This window comes from Streptomyces sp. WAC04114 (assembly GCF_019733245.1).
Lineage (GTDB): Bacteria > Actinomycetota > Actinomycetes > Streptomycetales > Streptomycetaceae > Streptomyces > Streptomyces massasporeus_A.
The window spans coordinates 1-18,277 of the sequence record NZ_JAIGQA010000082.1 but is presented as its reverse complement, the minus strand read 5'-3'; the positions used below and the strand labels follow the sequence as shown (position 1 = coordinate 18,277).

General features: G+C 70.5%; 13 protein-coding genes and 1 pseudogene. 6 read left to right on the top strand and 8 right to left on the bottom strand.

Annotation, left to right across the window (positions count from 1 at the left end; genetic code table 11):
* Position 1 precedes the first annotated feature (1 nt).
* The 4 genes from K4G64_RS21375 to K4G64_RS21360 are packed head-to-tail and all read right to left on the bottom strand — an operon-like array spanning position 2 to position 5,720.
* Positions 2 to 1,969: an acetoacetate--CoA ligase gene (locus tag K4G64_RS21375; protein ID WP_221757629.1), complete on the bottom strand. Its 1,968-nt coding sequence runs from the start codon at positions 1,967 to 1,969 to the stop codon at positions 2 to 4.
* A complete protein-coding gene (locus K4G64_RS21370) occupies positions 1,966 to 3,549 on the bottom strand; it encodes a bifunctional 3-(3-hydroxy-phenyl)propionate/3-hydroxycinnamic acid hydroxylase (RefSeq protein WP_221757628.1) in 1,584 nt (527 codons plus the stop codon). Before K4G64_RS21370 ends, K4G64_RS21375 begins: the two co-directional genes overlap by 4 nt.
* Before the next feature lie 18 nt (positions 3,550 to 3,567).
* Positions 3,568 to 4,545, bottom strand: a complete 978-nt coding sequence (locus K4G64_RS21365; protein ID WP_221757627.1) for a fumarylacetoacetate hydrolase family protein — start codon at positions 4,543 to 4,545, stop codon at positions 3,568 to 3,570.
* A gap of 29 nt (positions 4,546 to 4,574) precedes the next feature.
* Positions 4,575 to 5,720: a VOC family protein gene (locus tag K4G64_RS21360; RefSeq protein WP_221757626.1), complete on the bottom strand. Its 1,146-nt coding sequence runs from the start codon at positions 5,718 to 5,720 to the stop codon at positions 4,575 to 4,577.
* A gap of 135 nt (positions 5,721 to 5,855) precedes the next feature.
* Between K4G64_RS21360 and K4G64_RS21355 the strand changes: the two genes are divergently transcribed.
* A complete protein-coding gene (locus tag K4G64_RS21355) occupies positions 5,856 to 6,512 on the top strand; it encodes a TetR/AcrR family transcriptional regulator (RefSeq protein WP_221757625.1) in 657 nt (218 codons plus the stop codon).
* An 826-nt stretch (positions 6,513 to 7,338) separates the two neighbouring features.
* Here K4G64_RS21355 and K4G64_RS40340 read toward each other — a convergent pair.
* Positions 7,339 to 7,788, bottom strand: a pseudogene (locus K4G64_RS40340) (IS5 family transposase); the annotation flags it as partial.
* Between the two features lie 181 nt (positions 7,789 to 7,969).
* Between K4G64_RS40340 and K4G64_RS21350 the strand changes: the two are divergent.
* The 4 genes from K4G64_RS21350 to K4G64_RS21335 all read left to right on the top strand — a co-directional run bounded on the left by K4G64_RS21350 (position 7,970) and on the right by K4G64_RS21335 (position 12,641).
* The gene (locus K4G64_RS21350) at positions 7,970 to 8,803 is read left to right on the top strand and encodes an alpha/beta fold hydrolase (RefSeq protein WP_221757624.1); all 834 of its coding nucleotides are present in this window, start codon (positions 7,970 to 7,972) and stop codon (positions 8,801 to 8,803) included.
* Positions 8,804 to 8,821: 18 nt separating this feature from the next.
* Positions 8,822 to 9,727: an alpha/beta fold hydrolase gene (locus K4G64_RS21345; RefSeq protein WP_221757623.1), complete on the top strand. Its 906-nt coding sequence runs from the start codon at positions 8,822 to 8,824 to the stop codon at positions 9,725 to 9,727.
* Positions 9,724 to 11,253 (top strand): FAD-dependent oxidoreductase, encoded by a 1,530-nt coding sequence (locus tag K4G64_RS21340; protein WP_221757622.1) that lies wholly within the window; start codon positions 9,724 to 9,726, stop codon positions 11,251 to 11,253. Before K4G64_RS21345 ends, K4G64_RS21340 begins: the two co-directional genes overlap by 4 nt.
* 62 nt (positions 11,254 to 11,315) lie before the next feature.
* Positions 11,316 to 12,641 carry an amidohydrolase family protein gene (locus K4G64_RS21335; protein WP_221757621.1) on the top strand — a complete coding sequence of 442 codons (1,326 nt, stop codon included), beginning with the start codon at positions 11,316 to 11,318 and terminating at the stop codon, positions 12,639 to 12,641.
* Positions 12,642 to 13,129: 488 nt separating this feature from the next.
* Here the strand turns inward: K4G64_RS21335 and K4G64_RS21330 are convergent, their stop codons facing one another.
* Entirely contained in the window at positions 13,130 to 13,756 is a 627-nt protein-coding gene (locus K4G64_RS21330) for a TetR/AcrR family transcriptional regulator C-terminal domain-containing protein (RefSeq protein ID WP_221757620.1), read from the bottom strand.
* 310 nt (positions 13,757 to 14,066) lie between these two features.
* On the opposite strand from K4G64_RS21330, the gene K4G64_RS21325 reads away from it, so the two are divergent.
* Positions 14,067 to 15,455 carry an MFS transporter gene (locus K4G64_RS21325; RefSeq protein WP_221757619.1) on the top strand — a complete coding sequence of 463 codons (1,389 nt, stop codon included), beginning with the start codon at positions 14,067 to 14,069 and terminating at the stop codon, positions 15,453 to 15,455.
* Between the two features lie 50 nt (positions 15,456 to 15,505).
* Here K4G64_RS21325 and K4G64_RS21320 read toward each other — a convergent pair whose 3' ends face one another.
* Both K4G64_RS21320 and K4G64_RS21315 read right to left on the bottom strand, forming a co-directional pair.
* Positions 15,506 to 17,410, bottom strand: coding sequence for a GAF domain-containing protein (locus K4G64_RS21320; RefSeq protein ID WP_221757618.1), 1,905 nt, complete (start codon positions 17,408 to 17,410; stop codon positions 15,506 to 15,508).
* Between the two features lie 75 nt (positions 17,411 to 17,485).
* Positions 17,486 to 18,277: 3-hydroxybutyrate dehydrogenase (locus K4G64_RS21315; RefSeq protein WP_260460752.1), on the bottom strand; the 792-nt coding region annotated here is incomplete at its 5' end.

The window sequence follows — 18,277 nt, the reverse complement described above, 5'->3', positions numbered from 1 at the left end:
GTCATACCGAGCGGTCCCGGCGTTCGGCGCCGAGGCGGGCGTAATAGTCGATGAGGTCGGGGGCGTCCACGGCTGCGGGGTTGACGACCTGCTCGACCGGGGCGCCCTGGAGGAGGCGTTTGACGGGAACTTCGAGTTTCTTGCCGGTGCGGGTGTGCGGAATGCCGGGGACCTCGAGGATGTCGTCGGGGACGTGGCGGGGTGAAGCGCCGGTCCGGATCGCTTCCCTGATCTTTTCGCGGAGGGCGTCGCACAGGGGAACCCCGGCGGCGGGCACCACGAACAGCGGCATCCAGTATTCGCCGCCCGGCTCCTCCACACCGATGACCAGCGCCTCGGCGATCTCCGGGAGGCGTTCGACGACGTCGTGGATGTCGGCGCTGCCCAGGCGGACGCCGTTGCGGTTGAGTGTGCTGTCGGAGCGGCCGTGGACGATCACGGAGCCATGGGAGGTGAGGGTGATCCAGTCGCCGTGGCGCCACGCACCGGGGTAGGAGGAGAAGTAGGCGTCGCGGTAGCGGGTGCCGTCGGGGTCGTTCCAGAAGGACAGCGGCATGGACGGCATCGGGCGGGTCACGACGAGCTCGCCGACCTGGTCCACGACTGGGAAGCCCTCGGCGTCATAGGCGGCCAGCGCCACGCCCAGGTGGGGCGCGGACAACTGTCCCGCCCAGACGGGTGTGTTGGGCGCGCTGCCCGCGAAGCCGGAGATGACATCGGTGCCGCCGCTGATGGAGGCCAACAGCACGCGGTCGCCGACGTGGTCGCGGACCCAGGGGTAGGCGGAAGCGGGCAGGGCGGAGCCGGTGCAGCCGACCACGCGGATCGACGACAGGTCGTGGACGGACGGGTCGATGCCGAACTTTTCCATGCCGAGCAGGTACTGGGGTCTGGTGCCGAAGACGGTGACCCGGTGACGCGCGGCCAGCTCCCACAGGACGTCGGGCTTGGCGAGGGGCGCCGGGCTGCCGTCGTACGTGCAGGTCGTGGCACCGGTCAGCAGCGTCGAGGCGACGAGATTCCACATCATCCAGTGCGTGGTGGTGTAAAAGAGCAGGCGGTCGCCGGAGCCCAGGTCGGAGTGCAGGCCCAGGGTCTTGAGATGCTCCAGCAGGACACCGCCGTGGCCGTGGACGATGCCCTTGGGCAGGCCGGTGGTGCCGGAGGAGAACACGACCCACAGGGGGTGGTCGAACGGCACCGGGACGCAGGTGAGCTCCTCGGTGCGGGTGGAGGCGTCCTCCCACGGGACGACCAGCGACGGATACGCCCGCGACGGCCACGGCAGGCCCACGTGGTCCACCAGCACGGTGGCCTTCAACGTCGGCAGTGCGGCCGCGAGTTCGAGGGCGGCGTCGCGGCGGTCGTAGGTGGTGCCGTTGAAGAGGTAGCCGTCGGCGGCGACCAGGACGGTCGGTTCGAGCTGAGCGAACCGGTCGGCTGCCGCCCTGGGGGCGTAGTCCTGCCCGCACACCGACCACACGGCGCCCAGGCTCGCGGCGGCCAGGAACGCGACGATCGAATGGGGGGTGTTGGGCAGATAGCCCACCACCCGGTCGCCCGGCCCCACGCCGAGCTCGCGCAGGGTGGCCGCGATCGAGGCGACCTGGGCCCGCAGATGGCCGGCGGTCACCTCGTAGCAGGAGCCGGTCTCGTCGAGGGCGATGACCGCCACGGCGTCGTCGGCGTGGTTGCGCAGGGCGTGGTGCGCGTAGTTGAGGGTGGCGCCCGGGAACCAGCGGGCGCCGGGCATCCGCTCCACCGCCAGGGCCCGCTCGTACGGGGTGTCCGCGTCGATGTCGAAGTACTCCCACACCGCACCCCAGAAGCCCTCCAGATCGGTGACCGACCAGCGGTGCAAGGCGGCGTAGTCGGAGCCGGGCATCCCGACGTGGCGGGCAAAGTCCATGATGCAGCTGTCCGCGACGGCCTGCGGATCAGGCGTCATGAAAGGGTCGGGCACGCTCATCGTGTGACGCTCCTCGGCAGGCTGTTGTCGACGGTCCGGGAGAAAGGGCGGGGGCCGCGCGTGGTGTGCAGGAGGGACGCCCAGGCGGAGGTGTCCGTGAAGTCGAGGCCGCCGGCCGGGACGATGTCCATGACGATGCGGTCGGGACGCAGCAGTACGGCGTCCGCCCGCCCCGCGCGCAGCCAGGCGACGAGGGTGCCGTCGTCGCCGAAGTCCGTGACGGGGATCGCGCGGATGCCGAGTCCGTGGGCGAGGGAGTCCAGCGAGGGCCCGGGTTCGGCCGCGGTCAGGAGGGCGAAGGAGTCGCCGAGCAGCTCATCGAGGCGGGCACGCCGTCCGTCGGCCGTGATCCACGGTTGCGGGCAGTAGGTGCCCGCCAGGCCCCTGCGAGTGCGGCGTCGGACGAGGGGCCCGGTGGTCAGGGGCGGGCTGAGGTCGCGGCCGGCCGCCGTGATGAGCCCCGGTATGCGGCAGGCCGCGGCCAGCAGCCTCCGGCGTACCGCGGCGGCGCCGTCCTGGCCGCCGGTCATGGCCCAGCCCATGGCGATCGCAAGCCGGATGACATGGCGGGCATGCGGTTTGCGCTCGCTCTCGTACGTGGCCAACAGCCGTTCTGCACCGCCCTGTTGGAGGACACGGGCGAGTTTCCAGGTGAGGTTGTAGGCGTCCCGCAGGCCCGCGCAAAGGCCCTGCCCGATGAAGGGCGGGGTGAGGTGGGCGGCGTCGCCGAGGAGGAAGACCCGTCCGCTGCGCCAACGGTCGGCGACACGCGCCCGGAAGGTGTACTGCGTCTCACGGACGACCTCGAAGTCCCCGTCGCAGGACGACGGCAGCCACGGGGCGATCAGCTCGCGGACCGGCTCCTGGCCGTCCCGCAGCCGGAACTCCCAGCGGTAGCGGTCCTCACCGACCCGCATGAAGGTGGCCGGCCGGTCCGGGTCGCAGACCTGGTCGACGCCCTCCCAGCAGCGGACATCGGCCGTCGTGCGGACGTCGACGACGGTCCACTGCTCCTCGAAGCGCAGGTCCTCCCATACGGCGCCGATGGCCTCGCGGGTGAGGCTGCCCGCGCCGTCGCAGCCGAGGACCGCCTCGGCCCACAGCTGGTGCTCGCCCTCGTCGTCGCGGTAGGTCACGCGCACGGGGCCGGCCGTGTCCGGTCCGACGGCGGTGACCTCCACGCCGCCCCGCAGTTCGCACTCCGGGCGCCGGGCCAGGGCAGCGCGCAACAGTTGTTCCAGCTCGGGCTGGTCGAACATGCTGGTCTGCGGGTAGCCGTGCAGGCCGTGCTCGGTGCGGCGGAACTCGGCCATCACCCGGTGCCGGGCGTCCAGCAGCCGCAGCCCGTTGGCCGGGCGGGCGATGGCCGCGAACTCCTCCCCCACACCCGCGGCCTGGAGGATCCTGCGGACCTCGTCGTCGGTGGCGACGGCGCGAGGAAGCGGATAGACATCCTGGTGGCGTTCGAGGACGACGCTGCGGACTCCGCGCCGGGCGAGGAGGAGGGCGGCGGTCACGCCCACGGGTCCGGCCCCGATGATCACCACGGGTACGGTTGCCGGGTTGTGCTCGACGGTCATGTGCGGCTCACCTCTGCCCTACTGCGCGTCCGTGACGGGCGTACGCTGTTCGCCGAGGTCGATGCGGCCGTCCGGGGTCGCGATCGTCGCCGTGATCAGGTCGCCCGCGTGCAGGTAGTGCGGGTTCTTCGCCTGGCTCTTGAAGAACGCCTTCCACTTCACGGCGGGCGGCAGCAGCGCGCCGATCTTCTCGACCGGCTTCGGCGGCGCCTTGAGTGCAGTGCCGCCGGGGGTGCCGGTGAGCAGCAGGTCACCGGCGTCGAGGGTCTGGAAGCGGGCCAGAAGGGTGAGAGCCTGCGCGGGGCGGACGATCATGTCGGCGAGGGTGCGGTCCTGGCGCAGTTCGCCGTTGACGGACAGCTTCAGCCGCAGGTCGAGGAGGTGGGCGAAGTCCTCCGGCTCCAGCAGGGTGAGGTACGGCCCGGTCGGTGTGAAGGTCGGGTACGACTTGCTCTCGTAGAACTGCGTCTTGGTCAGCTGGACGTCTCGCGCGCTGACGTCGTTGGTGATCACCAGCCCGGCTACATACGACGGCAGGTGCGGCTCGTCGACTCGGGTGCCGATGGGTAGCGGCGCCCCCATGACGAGGCCGAGTTCGATCTCGTAGTCGAGGAACTTCACATGCGGGGGCCGGACGACGGCGTCGCCGGGGCCGCTGATCGAGCCGGACGCCTTGCGGAAGAAGGCGGGCGGGATGTCGCCGGTGAAGCCAGAATCGCGGGCGTGACTACGGTAGTTGACCATCTGCGCGACCACCCGGCAGGGGGTGGTGAGCGGCGACAGGGCGGCCAGCTCGGCGACGGGCGTGCCGGGCTCGCCGGAGAGTGCGGCCTCTCGTACGGCGGCCCGGTCGGCGATCAGTTCGGCGGTGGTGACGGCCTTGGTGTCGACCGGTACGGCCCGGTCGATGATGGTCCTCCCCGCTCGAGCGGAGTCGAGAGCGTGGGGGAGGACCGCCCACCACCCGTCGTCGGTGCGCAGGACGTTGGTGCTCATGTCAGTACTTTCGTGAGGGAGTTGAGGATTCAGGACTTGGCGGCCTTGACCAGACCCAGCAGACGCGCCATGTCCATCTCGTTGTCACCGCGCAGGGCCTCGATGACGTGGCGGACCCGCTCCGGGGTGGGGCTCGCACCGAGGAAGTCACGCGTGGCCGGCGGACCCCACTGGGCCAGCCCGCTGGTCGAGAAGACCGCCCAGCCGGGCTCGATGTCGCAGGAGAACAGGTCGCCGTCGGCGAAGTGCTCCAGCATGAAGTGGTCGGGATCGCGCCAGTAGTCGAAGAGCTGGCTGCCCTGGATGTGCCGTCCGATGCCCCAACTGCGCTGGTAACCGCGCTCCTTGAGGTATTCGCCGCCGGCCGCGATCGAGTCCAGGTCGGTGACCTGGTAGGCGGAGTGGACATAGCCGGTACCCGGCCCCAGGTGCATGGCCAGCGTGTGGTGGTCGGCCGGCACGCTGCCCAGGTCGCAGCGGATGAACGCCATGACCGGGCCGCGCTCGCGCTGCCCGTCCAGGAACAGGAAGTCGGACACGATCATGCCGAGGGTGTCCAGGTACCAGTCCAGCGCCCGCGCGAACACCCGCGTCTCCAGCACCAGATGTCCCAGCCGCTGGATCCGGGACGGCTCGCGCGGCGGCCGCTGCGTGGTGTTCGTACGACGGCGAGCAGTGCCGAAGTTGAGCAGCAGCGGCTGCTGCTCGGGCAGTGCGGAAAGCTGCTCGCCGCAGTGCACCACCCGTACCGGGAAGCCGGACGGGTCGAGCAGGCCGACCATCTTGCCACCGCCGGGCACGTCCGCGTCCCGCACGTCGGAGCCGGTGGCCCGCGCCAGCCGGTCCAGGTCGGCCCGCTCCGCCGCGCGGAACACCGGGCCGATGAAGCGCGAGCTCCGCCCGCGCCGGATCACCATGCAGGGCGCGCCCGGGAAGGTGCCGCGCAGCCACAGCTCACTCTCCGTGCGGGCGGCGATACCGAACCCGAAGTCCCGGGCGAAGACTTCCGCCCGGTCCAGGTCGGGCTTCTCGAACTCCAGCCAGGCCAGGTCCGTCACCTTGATGACGGGATTGCGGGAGCGGCCGGGGTGCTCGCCGCGCAGGGCGCCCTGGTCGCTGTGCAGGTCCTGGTGGGCCGTCTTGACATCGGTCCCGAGGACGCGGGGTTCAGACATGGTGCCCTCCGAGCAGCATTGCCGTAATGATGGAATCATCAAGTTTGACAGTCTCGCCCGTCAAGACCTTCTGGACATGAAATGATGATTTCATCAGAGCTGCTGTCGTCATCGCCCCGCGGTTAGACTCTGTGCATGCCTACGCCAGCCCCGCCCAGCAACCGGTTCGAGCGGCGTCGCGCCGAGACCCGTCGCGCGCTCATTCGCGCCGCCCGGCAGATCCTCGCCGAAAGCGGGGACACCAGCGCCAGCATCCAGGCGATCGCCGAGCGCGCCGACGTCGGCTTCGGCTCCTTCTACAACCACTTCGAGTCCAAGACGGAGCTGTTCGAGGCAGCGGTGGTGGACGCCCTGGAGGAGTTCGGCCAGGCCTTCGACGAGCGCCTTGCGGGGATCGACGACCCCGCGGAACTCGTCGCGGCCGGCTTTCGGCTCAGCGCCCGCATGGCCGAGTCGCGCCCCGAGCTGATGCAGGTCCTGCGCCACCGCGGCATGGGCCACATCCACTCGGACAACGGCCTGGCCCGGCGGGCACTGCGCGACATCGAGGCCGGCCTCGCCTCCGGCCGCTTCACCCCCGTCGACCCGGCGGTCGCCCTGTCCGCACTGGGCGGAACGCTGCTGGCCCTGGTGGAGCTGAGATTCGCCCGCCCCGACCTGGACGGCGACGAGGCCGCGGCGAGCGTCGCCGAGATGGTCCTGCGCATGCTGGGCGTCACACCGACCGAAGCCCACGAGGTCGCCCGACGTCCCCTGCCCGACCCCGCACGATCGGCCACTGCCGCGCGGTGAGCGACGAGCTCGGCCGGAAGGTGGCCGAGCGGCCGGCGAAGTCGGTGCCGAGCGCGTCCCGCCGGCCCGGCTCGCACTTCGTACGCCCCTGCCGCGTCTGAGGTGTGCCGCGAAGTACCGGGCGATGTCCGCGATCCCCGGGGTCTCGGGAAGGATCTCCTGGCTGTAGACCACGCGTGAACCGTCCGCGTCGGGAAGCACGTCGATGGTGCCCAGGTGGACGTCGATGGACTGGGGCATGTCCTCGACGAACCGGTACCGGAAGCGGCGCAGTGCGTCGTCCTTTGTCACCACGAGGGACTTCAGCGTGCCCTGCGCCGTGGTCAGGTGGCGGTGCGTGCCCGTCGAAGTGGACCTCTTGCACGGCCGGGAGCCACTACGGAATCACGCTCACGTCAGCGAGGACGGCCCAGACACGGTCGGGGTCTTGTGCGACTAAGGAGCGACGAGCCGCTCCTGCCACTCCAGCCTGCCGACCCGACCGTCGCCAAAGGTGACCAGTTCCTCCCGCGAAGACCAGCAGCTGAGGGGCCGGCAGCGCCTCGGGCCCGTCGTTTGGATCATCTGGTTGTTGGCCAGGTTGCTGACTGAAGACTCGATCGCGGTACCGCTAGTGGCGTATGCGTCGGCGCGGAGAACTTCCGCCGGGCTCACGGGAGCAGTTCGATGTGCGGATGGGCCGGGGATGCCGGGCAGACATGGAGTTGGAGGTCGTAGCCGCCGATGATGTCGATCAAGGTGAAGTTGCCGTCCCGGGCTCCCAGGGGAGGCGGGGCCGGGTTGGTCAGTTCCTCGTTGGCGATCCAGGTCCCGCTGCCGCCGTCCCAACCACGTCCGGCCTGGTTCGCGGCCGTCCGCGTCGTCGGGGAACACGCAGGCGGGCCATGACGTCGGTGAAGGCAGGTGCGTCCCCAGCCTGGCCTGCGGTGAGAACGAACACGAGGGGCCGGCAGCGGGCATCCGCTGCGAGGTGGATCTTGGCGGTCAGCCCGCCGCGGGACCGGCCGATGGCGTGGTCGGCCGGTTCGCCGGCCGGGGCCCCCTTTTGCGTGCCCGGCCGCGTGCTGGTGGGCACGCACGATCGTGGAGTCCACCGATACGGCCCAGTCGAGGTCCTCGTCGGCGTCGGCTTGGGCCATCAGCGCGGTGAACACCCGCTCCCAGGTGCCGTCGCGGGCCCACATCCGCAGCCGGCTGTAGACACCTCGCCAGTTGCCGTACTTCTCGGGCAGGTGGACCCACTGTGTCCGGTCTGGAACTTGAAGGCGATCGCGTCGCCTAGTGGCCCACCAGGGTGGTGAGTTCGAACAGGCCTCACTCCCCCGGCGGCCACCGTCTCGTCGCACTCGCTGTCGCTCAGCGCGCCGGTTCGGGTCAGCGCGGCGGTCGCGAGCAGTGCCGCCCGCTGGGGACCTTGCACTTGACACCATCACATTATCGGTAACAGTGTATCCATTATGAGCACCTGGTCTGAGCCGCAGCCCGATTCCCGGTTCGTCGCGGTGGGTGGACTGCGGGTCCACTACAAACGCGCCGGGCACGGCCCGGCACTCGTTCTGCTGCATGGCAGCGCTTCGTCGCTTCAGCACTTCGACCGCGCGGCGGCCCTGCTGTCGGAGTCGTTCGACGTCATCCGCCCCGATCTGCCGGGGTTCGGCCTGACCGGCCCTCGCACGGACCGCGACTACCGCATCCCGACCTACACGGCGACGGTGGCGGCCTTCTTGGAGGCTCTTCAGGTGCCTCACTACTCGGTGGCCGGCAACTCACTGGGCGGCAACATCGCCTGGAACCTCGCCCTGGACCATCCGGAGCGGCTGACCGGCCTGGTGCTGGTCAACGCCACGGGGTACCCGGAGAAGGAGACCCCGGCGGGCATGCGCCTGACCCGCAACCCGCTGCTACGGCCTGTATTGCGGCGCGTGATGCCGCGCGGCGCCATCGAGCGCAGTCTGCGTTCGAGCGTCGGCCCACACTCGACGATCGTGGACGATGCCATGGTGGACCGTGCCCACCAGCTGATGAGCCGGCCCGGGAACCGCTCGGCCTTCGTCGACTTCTGCAACACCGACCAGCCCGACCGCTCCGCCCAGATCCCCCGCGTCGCGGCACCCACGCTGGTCCTGCGCAGCGCGGGCATCAACGGCCAGCACTTCACCCGCGACATCCCCGGCGCCGAGGAACTGGTGCACCCCCATGGCGGTCACCTGTTGCCCGAAGAGGAACCGCAGTGGGTCGCGGACGCAATCGCGACGTTCCTCCGCTCCTCCACCGACACCACGACGCACTGAGGCCAAGGAGACTCGTTCATGAAGTACTTCGTTGCCTCCGGCGAGGACCGACGGCTCACCGTCGAATCGCGGCAAGCCCTGCGCGGCAGTTTCATCGAACTCTCCGATGGCCTCACGCACTACGAGCTGAAGGGCCCCGAGGACGGGGAGCTGGTCGTGATGGCGGGCGGCCTGACCATCCCGCTCTTCTACTGGGACGGCCTGGTCACCGAGCTGCACGCCCGCGGGCTGCGCACTCTGACCTGGAGCGCGTACGGCCGCGGCCACTCGGACCGGGTGCAGGCGCGATACGACGAGGCCCTCTTCGCGCGGCAGCTGGCCGAACTGACCGAACGCCTGGGCCTGACGACGAAGCCACTGCACATCGTCGGCACCTCCATGGGAGCCCTCGTCACCATGACCTACGCCGCCCAGTACCGATCACTGGTGTCGACCCTCACGATCGTCGGGCCCGCCGGTCTCGCGAAACCGCGACCGACTGCCCCTCATCGGCTCCTACGCAACGATCTGTTGGCCGGTGTCGTCGCCCGGCGTCGCGGCCGCCGGATACTCCAGGGGCACCTCGGGCACAACGTCCGCGACCCCGAACTCGGCGCGAAACTGGCGGACATGGTCCTCGACGCCTTCCGTTTCGAGGGGTCACTGTATGCGGTCTTCGACACACTGCAGCACCTGCCGCTCTCCGGCCGTGACGACCTCTTCCGGCAGACGGGCGCACTGGGCATTCCCACACTGCTCCTGTGGGGCGACGAGGACAACGTCACGCCCCTGACCCACCTCACCGCGGCTCGTGCCCTCCTGAAGCCTCAGGAGCATCACGTCATTCCCACATGCGGTCACATGGCCCCATTCGAACGTCCGCGCCACGTCGCCGATCGGATCGCACCGTTCGTGGCCGGGCACGCCGAAAGGCTCGACTCATGAACAACCCGCAGGTCATCGACGTACTGGTCATCGGTGCGGGTCCTTCGGGATCTGCCCTGGCGATCGACCTCGTGCGCCGGGGACTCGACGTACGGATCGTCGACAGGTCTCCCCATGCTTTCGGCGGCTCCCGCGCCAAGGGCATCCAGCCCCGCAGCCTCGAAGTTCTCGAAGACCTCGGTGCCCTGCCCGACCTGCTGGCCGGCGGCAGCACGTACCCCAAGCTCGGGATCCATGCCGGCCCCATGGCCGTGCCGTGGAAGATGTTCACCCACAGGGAGGCGACTCCGAACGTCCCGTACCCGAACACCTGGCTGATCCCTCAGTTCCGCACGGACCGCGCACTGCATGCCCGGCTCAGCGGGCTCGGCCATGAGATCGAGTTCGGCAGTGAACTGACCGAGCTGACGCAGGACGAGGACACGGTGGTCGCAAAGGTGGCGCGCGCGGACGGCATGGAGGAGATCGTCGCCCAGTACGTCGTGGGCGCCGACGGTGGTTCCAGTGTGGTGCGCAAGCAACTCGGCATCGGTTTCGTCGGCACCACGGACGACAGCGACCGGATGCTCATCGTTGACGCCTCGGTGACCGGTCTGGCCCGCAACCGGTGGCACATGTGGCCCGGCCGGGGCGGCAAGTTCATCGGCGCCTGCCCGCTCCCGCACAGCGACATGTTCCAGTGGATGATCCGTCTCACGCCGGACGAGGACCCGCCTGCCCAGAAGGACGACATCGTCCAGCGGATCCACCAGCACACCCGCAACCGGGGCATCCGGTTGCACGACATCCACTGGACGTCGGTGTTCCGGCCCAACATCCGCCTGGCGGAGCGTTACGGCCGAGGGCGGGTCTTCCTCGCCGGTGACGCCGCGCACGTCCACACCCCGGCCGGCGCCCAGGGGCTGAACACCGGCGTGCAGGACGGCTACAACCTCGGCTGGAAGCTCGGCCAGGTCCTCGCCGGGGCCGACGTCACGCTGCTCGACACCTACGAGGCCGAGCGGCAGCCGATCGCCGCCGGGGTCCTGGGCCTGTCCACGGACAAGTGGGGTGGCATCGCCAGGCTCGACCCGTCGAGCATGAAGCGAGGCAAGGACGAGCAGCAGCTAGCCCTGACGTACTACGGTGGCCCGCTCGCCCCCGCCGACGGGATGCGCACCGGGACACTGCGTGCGGGCGATCGCGCGCCGGACGCCGAACTGCTCGGCCCCGACGGAACCTGGACCCGGCTGTTCGACGTCTTCCGCGGGCCGCACTTCACCGCCATCGCCTACGGACCGGGTGCGGCCCGGGACCTGGAAGTGCTCGCCTGGCCGACGACCGGCGCTCAGCTGAAGCGGCTGACGGTCGGGACGACCGCCGCCGACCGTCTCGGCTTCTCTGACCCAAAGAACACGCTGAAGGGCGCTTACGGCCTGACCGGCGACACGCTGCTGCTGATCCGTCCCGACGGCTATATCGGGCACATCGCCACTCGGGACTTCCTCACCACGACACAATCCGCCGCGCGGGCAATGACGCCATAGGCAGCAAGGAGCCGCACCATGTCCCATCAGCGCCGCACCTGTTCCCGTTCGGGGGCCACCGCATGAGCCGCGTACTGCTGCGCGGGGCGCGGGTCATCACCATGGCGCCGGGCCGTCCCGACGCCGAGCATGCCGACATCCTCGTCGACGACGACCGTATCGCCGCCGTCGGCGAGAACATCGAGGTGTCCGACGCCGAAGTCGTCGACTTCTCCGGCCGCATCGTCATCCCCGGCCTCGTCAACGCTCACTTGCACACCTGGCAGACCGCGTTGCGCTCCGTGGGTGCCGACTGGACTCTGATGGAGTACCTCACCCACCTCCACGGCGCGTGCGCCGGCCACTACACCCCGGCCGACACGCACATCAGCAATCTGGCCGGCGCACTGAACCAGCTCAATTGCGGTACGACCACCCTCGGCGACTGGTGTCACAACGCCCTCTCGCCCGAACACGCCGACGCCGCCGTCGAGGGCTTGGCCCACGCCGGGATCCGCGCCGTCTTCCTGCACGGCACGGCCTACCGGTCGCCTGACACCCCCCACCCCCTCACCGAGATCGACCGGCTGCTCGACGGCCCCGTCCGCGACCGCGCCCTCCTCACCCTGGGCATGGCACTGCAGGGGCCGCAGTACTCCTCGCCCGACACCGCGTTGGCCGATTTCCGAGCCGGCGCGGAACGCGGCCTCGTCGTCTCGATGCACCAGAGCGGCGGAGCACCCTCCCCCGGCTGGGAAGCCGTGCGCGCCGCCGGACTGTTCAGCCCCCTGACCAACATCGTGCACGGGATCGACCTGCCCGACGACTGGATCAAGACGCTCGTCGAGGCAGGTGTCACCTTCACCAGCACCCCGGAGAACGAACTGGGCCAAGGACACGGCACACCGATCACCGGGTCACTGCTACGCCTGGGCGCGGCGCCCTCCCTGGGTACCGACATCGACACCACCGTGCCCGGCAATCTCCTCACGGCCGCCCGCATCGCCCTGGCCCACCAGCGCAGCCTGGACCACGCCCGACACCGACAGACGACAGGCATGCACGCCGACACTGCTTCGGTCACCGCCAAGCAGGCACTGGCCTGGGCCACGGTGGAAGGGGCGAAGGCCCTGGGCCTCGCCGACCGGGTCGGCCGGATCGAGGTGGGCATGCAGGCCGACCTGGTCGCCGTCGACGCCCGGGCCCTCAACCTGTGGCCGGCACACGACCCGGTCGCCACGGCCCTGCACGCCGACATCGCCAACATCGAAGCCGTGATGGTCGCCGGCACCTGGCGCAAACGCGATCACGCCCTGCTCACGTCGCGACTCGACGAGGTCAAGGACCAGCTCCGCGAGTCCGGAGAGCGGCTATTGCGCAGCATCGGGCCCGCAGGCAACCAGGGCTGACACCCACAGCAGCCTTCAAACCGTAACCGCGTCTGCGTTCGATGCTTCTCCGGCGTCCCTGGCTCCTGACGGCTGGCCGAGTGCATCCCACCCACGCACACGGTGGACACGAGCGGTCTTCGGGTAGGAGGTCCCACACAGCCGCCCAGGTGTGGGGTTTCGAGGCGTCCAGGGGAAGGACGACTTCCGTCATGCCGGTTGTCAGCCGTCCGTCCGAATGCGCCTTCACTCCGCACCGGGCACGACTCCTTCCCTCGCCGACGGCGTCGGCGTCGATCTCGAAGACGCAGACCTCACCGCTCTCCCCCTCCGACAGATGCTCCGTCCCCACGAAGCGGAGCGTCTTCCTCGCGCCAGTCCGGCTGGTCGGCGTCGATACGCAGCCGCAGCCCCGAATCGTCGATGTCGTAGCGGGCCCGAGACCGCTCGGGTGACGTCCGGTGGGGCAGATCGTTTGCAGAACTCTTCAGGGTGATCGCGTCGCTCTGTCAGACCTCGTCGCGCAGGTGGGCAAGCCCGCTGAGAAGAAGCTCGAGACCGAAGGAGAACTCCTCCTCGATCGGAACGGGCAACACCCCGGCAACGGTGACGGTGGCCGGGAACAGGTCCGGATCCACGCTCTGAAAGAGGGCCGACGGCTGTGCGTCGTCGGGCTGTCCTGCGCCGCCATGCCCGTTGACCTGTACGGCGAACCCGAGGACATAGCGGGCCAGGGTCGCGAATGTGTACGCGGCAACTCGCGGCGGGAAGCCACAGTCGAGCAACACCGCGACGCAGCGCTCCCGCAGTGCCATGGCGTTAGGTCCCAGAGGAATCTGCTCGACCAGCAGACGCGCCGCGTTCCGGTGCCGGGCCAAGGCGTCGAACATGGTGTGCGCGACCGTCCGCAGCGCCCGCTCCCAGCCCAATGCGGTGAGTTCGTCGCCGTTCAGCTCCACGCTGCCGAACATGCGGTCCACGACATGGGCGACCAGCGCTGCCCGGTTGTCGAAGTGCCGGTACAGCGTCGCCGTGCCCGAGCCCAGACGTTGGGCCAGCGTCCGCATGGAGAGAGCGTCCGAGCCCTCCTCGTCCACGATCTCCAGTGCTGTAGCGACGATGCGCTCCAACGGCACCGGCGGCCGCCCCGGAGAACGCCGAGCCGCTGACGCATCCGCTCGCGCGGGCACAGGGTCTACCACGGAACGTCCCACCTCCTTGGCCGGCACCATAACAGTAACGCCGTAGCCGATATAGAGGTCCCCCGGCACGGACACGAGACCACCAAGTACCGCCTCCAACTCACCGAGATCCGTGTCGGCATGGTGGCCACACGCATAGCCAACCCTCGAACTATGTTGCCCCGCCACATGTGCGTCTGACCTGCAGATTCCTACGGTGTGCGAACACGTACCCGTCCCCACCGCACACGAGGAAGTGGCGCCCATGGCCTCCGCAGCAACCGCTCCCCCACCCCAGGGCAACCTCAAGCGCATCGTCGCCGCCAGCCTCATCGGCACCACCATCGAGTGGTACGACTTCTTCCTCTACGGCTCCGCCGCCGCACTCGTGTTCAACAAGCTGTTCTTCCCGGACTCCGACCCGCTCGTCGGCACCCTGCTGTCGTTCCTGACGTACGCCGTCGGGTTCGCCGCCCGGCCACTGGGCGCGCTGGTCTTCGGGCACTACGGCGACCGGCTCGGCCGCAAGAAGCTGCTGGTGCTGAGCCTGCTGCTGATGGGCGGGGCCACCTTCGCCATCGGGCTGCTGCCCACGCACGCCTCCATCGGGACGGCCGCGCCGGTACTGCTCACCGTGCTCCGGCTGGTCCAGGGGTTCGCGCTCGGCGGTGAGTGGGGCGGTGCCGTGCTGCTGGTGTCGGAGCACGGGGACGCCCGGCGGCGCGGGTTCTGGGCGTCGTGGCCGCAGACCGGCGCGCCGGCGGGGCAGCTCCTCGCCACCGGTGTGCTGTCGCTGCTCACGGCCCTGCTGTCGGACGCCGCGTTCGGCAGCTGGGGCTGGCGGATCCCGTTCCTGCTGTCCGGCGTGCTGGTGATCGTCGGTTTGTGGATTCGTCTCTCTGTCGATGAATCGCCGGTGTTCAAGGAGGCGTTGGCGCAGGCCGAGGCCCGCAAGGCGGACGTCGCGGCGGAGGCCGAGAAGCTGCCGCTCGTCGCCGTGCTGCGGCACCACTGGCGTGACGTGCTGGTCGCCATGGGCGCGCGCATGGCGGAGAACATCAGCTACTACGTCATCACCGCGTTCATCCTCGTCTACGCCACCACCTCGGCCGGCGTCTCCAAGCAGACCGCGCTCAACTCGGTGCTCATCGCCTCGGCCGTGCACTTCGCCGTGATCCCGGCGTGGGGCGCGCTGTCGGACCGGATCGGCCGGCGGCCCGTCTACCTGATCGGTGCGGTCGGAGTCGGGCTGTGGATGTTCCCGTTCTTCTCGCTCATCGACACCGGCGGCTTCGGCAACCTGATCCTCGCGGTGACGGTCGGGCTGGTCCTGCACGGGGCGATGTACGCGCCCCAGGCCGCGTTCTTCTCCGAGATGTTCGCGACGCGTATGCGCTACTCCGGTGCGTCGATCGGCGCGCAGTTCGCCTCGGTCGCGGCGGGCGCGCCCGCACCGCTGATCGCCACCGCGCTGCTGTCCGGCTACGGCAGCTCCACACCGATCGCCCTGTACGTCATCGCCGCCGCCGTGCTCACGGTCATCGCGGTGGCGGCGGCCAAGGAGACGCGCAACCGGGACCTGGCCGACGTCGCGGTTCCCCCCGGCCGGGGCGCGGACCGGACGGCCGCCCCGGAGGACGCCCGCACCGCCTGACCTCCGGGAGCAGTGAACCCAGGCCCCCGTACGCAGCCTGCGTACGGGGGTCAGTGCTGTGCCGGGGCCGACAACCGGTGCAGGCGCAGCGCGAGCTGGATCTCCAGGGCCCGGGCCGGGCTCTGCCAGTCGTCGCCGAGGAGACGGCCGACGCGCTCCAGGCGCTGGGCGACGGTGTTCACATGGACATGCAGTTCGTCCTTGGTGCGGGCGGGGCTCATGCCGCAGGCGAAGTACGCGTCGAGGGTGCGCAGCAGTTCCGTGCCGCGTCGCCGGTCGTAGGCGACGACCTGGCCGATGGTGCGGTCGACGAAGCCCCGGATGTCGCGGTCGCCGGCCAGGAGCAGTCCCAGGAAGCCGAAGTCCTCGGCGGCGGCCCCGTCCCCGGCACGGCCGAGGACGCGCAGGGCTTCGAGGCAGCGCCGGGCCTCCGCGTAGGCGGTGGCCACGGTCTCAGGGCGGACAGCGAGGTCCTCGACGGGCGCGGAAGCGCCGACGGTGACCGGTGCGTGGACCGCGGTCCCCAGATGCCGGGCGGCTCGCCGGGCCAGGTCGGTCGCCGTGTCGCCGGGGCCGAGGGGCAGCAGCAGGACGGTACCGCCGTCACGCGCGGCGGCCAGGCCGTGCCGCGTCGCGGCCAGGTGGGACGCCGCCGCTGCCAGGCGTCTGCGGGCGTCCGCCTCCTGGTCGGCGTCGGCCGCGGTGCCCTCCAGCCGCGCGGCCAGCACCACATGGAGCGCCTCCAGGTCGGCGTGCAACCGGGCGGCGCGCTCCCGCAGCAGACGCGGGTCGCGGTCGCGGGCGTCCAGCAGGTCGTCCAGCAGCTCACCGCGCACGCGCTGTTCGGCCTCGGCGGCGGATCTGCGGGCCAGGAGCAGCAGGGAGGTGACCATGGCGGCGCGCTCCAGGGTGCGCTGGTCGACGGGGTCGAGCCCCGGGTGGCCGCGCAGGACCAGTGCGCCGAGCAGTTCGCCGCCGGCGGCGACGGCGGCGATCCAGTCGTCCTCGTGCAGCACCGCGTGCCCCTCCGCGCCGGATTTCTCCAGGGCGCCGGCGGGTGCGGCGGCGGCCTCGGCGAACTCGACCGTGCCGTCGAGGATCTCGGAGACCGCGGCGGCCACGTCGTGCACCCCGCCGCCACGCAGGACGAGTTCGGCGAGCCGGTCGTGCACCTCGGAGGCGCGCTCGATGACACCGCTGCGGTCGCGGATGATCTCGTTCGCCCGCTCCAGGCCGGCGAGGGCCGAACGGGTCTCGGCGAGCAGGTTGGCGGTGTCGATGGCGGCCGCGGCGAGGGCGGCGAAGGAGCCCAGCAGGGCGATCTGCTCCCGCTCGAAGACCCGGGCTCGGCGGTCCGCGGCGAACAGCACGCCGATGACGTGGTGCCCGAGCGTCAGCGGCACACCGAGGATGGCCACCAGCCCCTCGTCCCGCACGCCGGCGTCGATGGTGAGCGTGTGCTGGAAGCGGTCGTCCTTGAAGTAGTCGTCGGTGACATAGGGGCGGGCGGTCTGGGCGACCAGGCCTCCGAGACCCTCCCCCATGCCGAGCCGCAGCTGCTGGAACCGGGCCGCGACCGAGCCCTCGGTGACCCGCATATAGGTGTCGCCGCGCTCCGTGTCGTTGAGACTGAGGTAGGCGATGTCGGTGCCCAGCAGCGAGCGGGCGCGCTGCACGATCGCCTGGAGCACGGCGTCGAGGTCGCGCAGCCCGGCGAGGTCGTGGGCGGTCTCGAACAGCGCGGACAGCTCGGCCTCGCGCCGACGTCGCCCCTCCAGTTCGGCGCGCACGCGCAGGGCGAGCGGTTTGGCCTGCCGGAGCGCGGCGACCCACTCCGCCGGGCGCCCTTCGGCACGCGCGAGCAGCTCCGGCTGCTCGTAGGCGTCGGCCGACGCGCCCCGGGCCAGGAGCTCGAGGAACGGCATTTCGGCGGACTGCACGTGATCGCTGGACATGCTCACAGGATTCACCATGACCGGCCGGTCCCGTCAGCCCTGTGGACAACTCCCCGGGCGGACGGAAGCGGCTGCTCAGTGGGCGGTCCAGCCACCGTCGAGCACGAGCGAGGTGCCGGTCATGAAGGAGGCCTGCGGACTGCACAGGTACGCCACGGCCTCGGCGACCTCCTCCGGCTCGATCAGCCGCTTGACGGCGCTGTCCTGCAGCAGCACCTCGGACAGCACCCGCTCCTCGGGGATGCCGTGCGCCTGCGCCTGGTCGGTGAGCTGCTTCTCGACCAGGGGGGTGCGCACATAGGCGGGGTTCACACAGTTCGAGGTGACACCGTGGGGCGCGCCTTCGAGAGCGGTCGTCTTGGACAGCCCCTCCAGTCCGTGTTTGGCGGCCACATAGGCCGACTTGTAGGCAGAGGCGCGCAGCCCGTGGACGGACGACACGTTCACGACGCGGCCCCACCCCTGCCCGTACATGTGGGGCAGGGCGCCGCGGATGAGCCGGAACGGTGCTTCCAGCATCACGGTGAGCACCGTGTGGAACACCTCGGGCGGGAACTCCTCGATGGGGCGGACCAGTTGGAGTCCGGCGTTGTTGACGAGGACGTCGGTGCCCGCGGCGGCGAGTTCCGCGGCGTCCAGGTCGGTGAGGTCGAGGACGTGCGGCTCCACCGTGCCGGCGAGGTCGCGCCCCTGGTCGGCCAGTGCCTCCAGGCCTGAGGCGTCCCGGTCGACGGCTCTCACCTTGGCCCCGGCGGCGGCGAGCCGCAGCGCACAGGCACGGCCGATGCCACCGGCGGCGCCGGTGACGAGCGCGGTGCGGCCGCCCAGGTAGAGCGGGGAGGCGTGGGGGGCCGCACCGCGCTCGTC